Annotated in this window: 5 protein-coding genes and 1 pseudogene; 4 read left to right on the top strand and 2 right to left on the bottom strand. The window is 41.5% G+C overall.

Annotated features, from left to right (window positions below):
• Window positions 1-124 precede the first annotated feature (124 nt).
• Together cmoB and putP are read right to left on the bottom strand one after the other, a co-directional pair.
• The gene (gene cmoB, locus C8D76_RS08280; RefSeq protein ID WP_116632313.1) at window positions 125-1090 is read right to left on the bottom strand and encodes a tRNA 5-methoxyuridine(34)/uridine 5-oxyacetic acid(34) synthase CmoB; all 966 of its coding nucleotides are present in this window, start codon (window positions 1088-1090) and stop codon (window positions 125-127) included.
• Window positions 1087-2601 (bottom strand): sodium/proline symporter PutP, encoded by a 1515-nt coding sequence (putP, locus tag C8D76_RS08285; protein WP_116632314.1) that lies wholly within the window; start codon window positions 2599-2601, stop codon window positions 1087-1089. The genes cmoB and putP overlap by 4 nt, the downstream gene beginning before the upstream one ends.
• A gap of 148 nt (window positions 2602-2749) precedes the next feature.
• Between putP and rng the strand changes: the two genes are divergently transcribed.
• The 4 genes and pseudogenes from rng to C8D76_RS08305 all read left to right on the top strand — a co-directional run.
• Complete coding sequence (gene rng / locus C8D76_RS08290; RefSeq protein ID WP_116632315.1) at window positions 2750-4228, top strand: ribonuclease G; 1479 nt, start codon at window positions 2750-2752, stop codon at window positions 4226-4228.
• A gap of 166 nt (window positions 4229-4394) precedes the next feature.
• Window positions 4395-5843 carry a metalloprotease TldD gene (tldD, locus tag C8D76_RS08295; RefSeq protein ID WP_116632316.1) on the top strand — a complete coding sequence of 483 codons (1449 nt, stop codon included), beginning with the start codon at window positions 4395-4397 and terminating at the stop codon, window positions 5841-5843.
• A gap of 116 nt (window positions 5844-5959) precedes the next feature.
• Window positions 5960-7162 carry an aspartate aminotransferase family protein gene (locus tag C8D76_RS08300; RefSeq protein ID WP_116632317.1) on the top strand — a complete coding sequence of 401 codons (1203 nt, stop codon included), beginning with the start codon at window positions 5960-5962 and terminating at the stop codon, window positions 7160-7162.
• 555 nt (window positions 7163-7717) lie between these two features.
• Window positions 7718-7818, top strand: a pseudogene (locus tag C8D76_RS08305) (IS1595 family transposase); the annotation flags it as partial.

The following is a 7818-nucleotide window of genomic DNA, read 5'->3' on the forward strand; positions in this document are numbered from 1 at the left end:
CTAAGTGTAGAAAAGAATTATGACAATTTGATGACAACCGCAAATTATTTGATGAATGATTTGCTGTTTGGATAAGGCAATGGAAATAGGGAAGAAAGTGGGCGGCTAGCCCACCTAATTGGGATTATTTATTGGCAAGAATCACTGCGCGTTTAGGGGCGGGATAGCCTTCAATGGTTTTGCTATGGTCGTTGGGATCTAAAAAGTCAATTAAACTTTCATTTTCTAACCAGTCAGTTTTTCGTTGTTCTTCAAGACTCGTCACTTCGACATCGACACAACGCACATTTTTAAAGGCACATTTTTGCAACCAGTTAATTAAACAAGCCACAGAAGGAATAAAATAAACATTTTTCATTTTGGCATAACGCTCAGCAGGCACAAGAGCCGTGTGTTCATCGCCATCAACCACCAAGGTTTCTAACACTAATTCTCCCCCTTGGCGTAGCTGGCTTTTTAGCTGAGTTAAATGATCTAACGGCGATTTGCGATGATAAAGCACGCCCATAGAAAACACCGTATCAAATACCCCTAGCGGTTGCATTTGTTCAATGCCTAATGGAATTAAATTAGCACGGCGATCATTATTTAATAGCTTGCGAACCGCTTCAAATTGGCACAAAAATAATTCTGTCGGGTCAATGCCCACCACCATTTTTGCGCCTTCTCCCACCATTCGCCACATATGATAGCCGCTGCCACAGCCTACATCTAAAATGGTGCGGTCTTGCAAGGGGCTTAAATGAGGTAACACGCGATCCCATTTGAAATCAGAACGCCATTCCGTATCAATATGTACGCCATGCAAATGGTAGGGGCCTTTTCGCCATGGCATCAGCTGTTTTAGATGATGGATTAATCGTTGTTTTTCGCCGTCTGAAATCGCAGAAGCGCGGTCAGATTTTACAAAATTTTTGAGATCAATATGTTCTGCAGGCGTATCAGGCAGAAAATCAATGATTTTTGCCCATTTTGCGTAATCGCCGTGGGTATTTTTTTCCCAATTTTTTAATTGTAACGGTAAGGTTTCAAGCCAAGCCGATAAATTCGTTGTGGCAATTTGGGCGTAGAAAGGACGAAAATCGATCATTGTGCTGCCTTATAAGCTGAATTCGCTTTGTTAAAGGTTTCAATAATGTCTTGGCTCGGTTTTTTTGATAACAATGAAACAACCACGACAGCAAGGCTAGCAAGGCTAAATGCTGGGATCATTTCATAAACGCTATGCCAAGTGCTGTCTGCTGGCACCCAAGATTTCCAGCCAAATACAGTGATCGCGCCGACAAGCATACCTGCTATTGCACCATTTGAAGTCATGCGTTTCCAGAATAAAGAGAATAAAACCACAGGTCCAAAGGCACTACCAAAGCCCGCCCAAGCAAATTCGACTAATTTTAATACTTTGTTGTTTTCATCTTGAGCGATCCAAATAGCAAGGCTGGCAATCACCAACACCATTGCGCGTCCAAGCCAGACTAATTCTTTGTCTGTGGCTTTCGGGCGAATAAAGCCTTTGTAGAAGTCTTCTGTAATCGCACTTGATGAGATTAATAATTGGCTACTTAGTGTACTCATCACCGCGGCGAAAATGGCGGAAAGAAGCACGCCTGCAATCCAAGGGTTAAATAATAGTTTAGCCAATTCGATAAATACTTGTTCATGTTCAGCATTTACTATTGTCGCGAGCTGAGGATTGGCGTGGAAGAACGCAATGCCGAAGAAACCAATTCCAATGGCGCCACCAAGGCAAAGAATCATCCAAGTAATACTGATGCGGCGTGCTTTATTCAGCGATTTGACGGAATGAGATGCCATAAATCGCGCGAGAATATGTGGCTGACCGAAATAACCCAAGCCCCAAGCGGCAAGGCTTAGCAAGCCAAGTGGGGTTGTGCCAGTAAATAAGTCTGTGAAATCTTTGTGGGGGACTTGCTCGGCTTGAGCCATCACAATGTGTAACTCATTAAAACCGCCAAGGCTATAAATCACAAAAACAGGGGTTAAAATCAGCGCAAAGATCATCAAGCTAGCTTGCACGGTGTCTGTCCAGCTTACGGCTAAAAAGCCACCGATAAAAGTGTATGCGATAGAGGCAATCGCGCCATACCAAAGTGCGGTGGAATAAGAGACAGAAAAGAGATTTTGGAATAATTTGGCACCCGCAACAACGCCAGAAGCGCAATAAATGGTAAAAAACACCAAAATAATGCTGGCTGCGATGATTTTGAGTAAGTTGTGCGATGTGCCAAAACGTTGATGAAAATATTCAGGCAACGTGAGCGCATTATTGTTGTATTCGGTGTATATGCGCAGGCGACCCGCCACAAAACGCCAGTTGCAATAGGCGCCGATTGTTAAGCCAATGGCAATCCAGCCTTCAACCAATCCTGCAGCATATACCGCCCCAGGCAGCCCCATTAATAGCCAGCCCGACATATCCGATGCCCCTGCTGACATTGCGGTGACAAAGCTGCCCAAGCGGCGACCGCCTAGAATATAATCAGATAGATTGGATGTATAACGATAGGCAAGAAAGCCGATTGAAATCATAAATACGATATAGATCGTAAAAGTAATCAGTGTTGGATCGAGGCCAAACATTTAAAATCTCCAAACTTTTTGACCGCACTTTTAAGATTTTGGCACGGAATTTAGCTATAAATTTGATAAAGCTCGCATTTTACATGATTTCTGCTTGTTTTTCTATTTGCCTTCGCTATGCTAATAGCCGTTTATGGAGATTTTAACAATGAATTCAGTTGAAGTATTGATCAATGTCACGCCAAATGAAACGCGCGTTGCCTTAATGGATAATGCAGAATTAAAAGAAGTGCATATTGAACGTCAAGCAAAACGCGGGATTGTCGGCAATATTTATAAGGGCAGAGTAACTCGTGTCTTGCCGGGAATGCAGTCCGCATTTGTGGATATTGGTTTAGAAAAAGCCGCCTTTTTACATGCTTCTGACATCGTGTCTTACACCGAATGCGTTGATGAAAATGAGAAAAAGCAATTTGTTGTAAAAGACATCGTGGAGCTGGTGCGTGAAGGGCAAGATATTGTAGTGCAAGTGGTGAAAGATCCGATTAGTACCAAGGGCGCACGGCTGACAACGGATATTACTTTGCCTTCCCGCTATTTAGTTTTTATGCCAGAAAATAGCCACGTTGGCGTATCACAGCGGATTGAAAGCGAAGAAGAACGTGCCCGCTTGAAAGCATTAGTCGAACCCTATTGTGATGAATTAGGGGGATACATTATTCGCACGGCGGCAGAAGGGGTTTCTGAAACGGAATTAAAACAAGATGCTGATTTTTTAAAACGTGTGTGGCGTAAAGTGTTGGAACGTAAGGCAAAATATCCAACACGCTCAATGATTTATGGTGAATTGGCACTGGCACAACGGGTATTGCGCGATTTTATTGGGCAAGGGATCGAAAAAATCCGTATTGACTCAAAATTGTGTTTTGGCGAAGTTCAAGAGTTCACCGAAGAATTTATGCCAGAATTAACGGATAAATTGGTGCTGTATTCAGGCAATAATCAGCCATTATTTGATGTTTATGGCGTAGAAACAGCGATTAACACCGCGCTCAATAAACGTGTGAATTTAAAATCGGGTGGCTATTTGATTATTGAACAAACCGAAGCCATGACCACCATTGATATTAATACAGGCGCATTCGTTGGCAATCGTAATTTAGAAGAAACGATTTTCAACACCAACATTGAAGCAACCAAAGCCATTGCACAGCAATTACAACTGCGTAATCTGGGCGGCATTATTATCATCGATTTTATTGATATGCAAACCGATGATCATCGCAACCGCGTATTAGAATCCCTGCGCACGGCATTGGCGAAAGATCGCGTGCGAACTAATGTGAACGGGTTTACGCAGCTAGGCTTGGTTGAAATGACCCGTAAACGCACACGAGAAAGTTTAGAGCATATTTTGTGCAGTGATTGCCCATCTTGCCAAGGTCGCGGGCATATTAAAACAGTGGAAACCGTCTGCTATGAAATTATGCGTGAAATTATTCGTGTTCACCATTTATTTGCCAGCGAACAATTTACTGTCTATGCAAGCCCTGCGGTGGCGGAATATTTGATTAACGAAGAAAGCCACGGCTTGTTGGCAGAAGTGGAAGTGTTTATTGGCAAACAAGTGCAAGTGAAAACAGAAATCTATTACCACCAAGACCAATTTGATGTCGTAGTTCTTTAGTCGTAGTGCTTTAGTGGTAGCGGATATTTTATTGTCGAGACTTTGTCTTTATTATCTCTAAAGCAGAAATCCGAAAAGTGCGGTCAATTTTTCTAATGTTTTTTAAAACTGTGATAAAATCGACCGCACTTTTTTATTCCAATTAAAATATTCACCCGAGAAATTTATGTTAGACCAAGTCTCATCAAGCCTACTTACCGCGAGTAATTTGCAACTCAATGATCTTCAAAATGCGTTTAATCTGATGTCTCATCGCCAGATTGATTATGCGGATCTGTATTTCCAACTTAGCCAAGATGAAAATTGGGTGTTGGAAGATGGCATTATTAAAGAAGGCGGTTTTCATATTGATCGCGGTGTCGGTGTGCGAGCGGTATCTGGCGAGAAAACGGGCTTTGCCTATTCTGATCAAATTAATCTTGCGAATTTACAGCAATGTGCGAATGCGGTTAAAGGCATTGCTTCCCCAAGCCAAAAGGCTATTTTCGCCCCCTTGCGTTACCAAGAAGTGCAAGCAATACAACGCTACGCGGCAATTAATCCTTTAGATACGCTATCCAAAGAACAAAAAATTGAATTATTACGCTTAGTCGATGCAACGGCTCGAGCAGAAAGCCCTTATGTCACCAAAGTTACCGCGAATTTGACCGCACTTTATGAAGAAATGTTGGTGGCGGCAACCGATGGCACACTCGCGGCGGATATTCGCCCGTTGATTCGTTTATCCATTTCTGTATTAGTGGAAAAGGATGGCAAGCGTGAACGAGGGGCTGCAGGTGTTGGTGGACGTATGAGCTTAGAATGGTTTTTTGAAAACTATCAAGGGGAAATGCGCGCGCAATATTTTGCCAAAGAAGCGGTGCGTCAGGCATTGGTTAATCTCAATGCTGTTGCGGCACCGTCAGGATTAATGCCTGTCGTTTTAGGCGCGGGTTGGCCAGGCGTATTATTACATGAAGCGGTGGGGCATGGCTTAGAAGGGGATTTCAACCGTAAAGAAAGCTCTTTATTTACAGGCAAAATTGGCGAATTAGTCACTTCGCCGTTGTGCACCATTGTGGATGACGGCACCTTACAAAATCGTCGTGGCTCAATGACGGTGGATGATGAGGGAACGCCAAGCCAATACAACGTGTTAATTAAAGACGGCGTGTTGCAAGGCTATATGCAAGATAAAATGAATGCGCGTTTAATGGGAATACAGCCCACAGGCAATGGTCGCCGTGAAAGCTATGCCCATTTGCCAATGCCTCGTATGACCAATACCTATATGTTGGCAGGGGAAAGCAAATTTGATGATCTTATCGCGTCTGTGGAACAAGGGATTTTTGCACCGCACTTTGGTGGTGGGCAAGTTGATATTACTTCAGGGAAATTCACTTTCTCGATGTCTGAAGCCTATTTGATTGAAAACGGAAAAATCACCAAGCCAGTAAAAGGGGCAACGATGATTGGCAATGGCATTGAAGTGATGCAACAAATTTCTATGGTGGCAGACCAAGTTGAGATCGATCATGGCATTGGTGTATGCGGAAAAGACGGACAAAGCGTGCCTGTTGGCGTTGGACAGCCCGCCTGCAAAATTGAAAAAATTACAGTGGGTGGAACGAATTAGGCTGCTTTTTATAAATTTGTTATAGCTAATTAAATGAATTTTTATTCAATTTTATTGCATAATAAATCAAAAGAGCATATTCTAGCGCTGTAACACAATAAATAAGGAATAATACAATGAGCCAATATACTCGCCAAACATTTAATGAAGTGATGATTCAAAATTATAATCCTGCGAATTTTATTCCTGTTAAAGGCAAGGGCAGCCGAGTTTGGGATCAAGCGGGGTGTGAGTATATTGATTTTACCAGCGGGATTGCCGTAAATGCACTGGGGCATTGCCATGATGAAGTGGTTGCCGTGTTAAAAGAACAAGGCGAGAAATTATGGCATTCAAGCAACTGGTTTACGAGCGAAACAACCCTCGCCTTGGGGGAGAAATTAGTGGCAAATACCTTTGCTGAACGTGTGATGTTTGCTAATTCGGGGGCGGAAGCGAACGAAGCCGCACTAAAATTAGCCCGCCGTTATGCAGTAGATCATTTTGGTGCACAAAAATATAACATTATTTCTTTTAAACAAAGTTTTCACGGACGAACATTGTTCACTGTTAGCGTGGGCGGACAGCCTAAATATTCTGATGGTTTCGGTCCAAAACCTGCGGGCATTATTCATGTTCCCTTTAATAATTTAGATGCGGTGAAAGCGGTGATTGACGATCACACTTGTGCGATCATTGTTGAACCGATCCAAGGCGAAAGTGGTGTCATTCCTGCAACAAAAGCCTTTTTGCAAGGTTTACGCAATTTATGTGATCAATATAAGGCATTATTAATTTTTGACGAAGTGCAAACGGGCGTAGGGCGCACTGGGGCATTATATGCCTATCAGAAATTTGGCGTGACTCCTGATATTTTGACTTCTGCGAAAGCCTTAGCAAATGGTTTCCCAATTAGTGCGATGATGACGACGAGTAAAATCGCACAAAGTTTTGCCCCCGGTGTGCATGGCACGACATTTGGTGGAAATCCGCTTGCTTGTGCGATTGGATCGAAAGTGGTGGATATTATTGCTGATCCCGCATTTTTAGCCAATGTTAATCAAATGGGCGAATTTTTCAAAAGTGAATTACGCAAATTAAATGAAAAATTTCATTTATTTTCTGATGTGCGTGGCGAAGGGCTACTCATTGGTGCTGAATTGATTGAAAAATATCATGGCAAAGCAGGGGAGTTTGTTACCGCCTGTGCTGAAAATGGTTTGATGATTTTAGTGGCTGGTGCGAATGTACTACGTTTTGCGCCTGCATTGAATATCACAAAAGAGGACGTTTTAGCGGGTATTTCTCGCTTAGAAAAAACCTTAATGCAATTTAATTAGCTTAGAATATTTTGTATAGATTTTCGTATAAACTAAAGCGACAAAATTGTCGCTTTTTGTTTGGGAAATAGTGCATTTAAAGCAATGAACTCCGAGATCGGAGCTCTTCTGCTGATACATTTCAGCTATTGCCATTCCTAGGGTTTTAGGATTATACTGCCACTGTCTTTTCGTTCTCCCTTAGCGGAAAGATAATATTCTAAGAATAAAAATTACCCTCCTTTATTTGCCGGATCTCCCTTAATCCGGCTTTTTTATTGTTTTCTATCTTTACATAAATTTACAAATATATGATTAATGTATTGTTTAGCGTAATAGATATTTTCTTCTATATTTTCGTTATAAAAATTATTAAATGTTATAAATAGTTGTCATTTATCTATTTTTTTAGTCGTGTAAGCGTTTAATTTAATGCTGTATTACATTGACTTTGAAATAATACTTCTTTACAATTCTTTACGTTTTGTTAGGAAAGTAATTTCTTAACAAAACATATAATTATAATAAATATCTTTTGGGGCTGACGTAGATTAGGTACTATGCTAATCTACAAAAATGAAGATAACTCATTGTAAACTAAAGAAATCTATACAGAGAAAATTACTTGAATTTTTTGTGCTAGAAGTCACGGCTCGCTCAGCTGCAGATTTACTTGG

Source organism: Alitibacter langaaensis DSM 22999 (genome assembly GCF_003096995.1).
In the GTDB taxonomy this organism is placed as follows: Bacteria; Pseudomonadota; Gammaproteobacteria; order Enterobacterales; family Pasteurellaceae; genus Exercitatus; species Exercitatus langaaensis.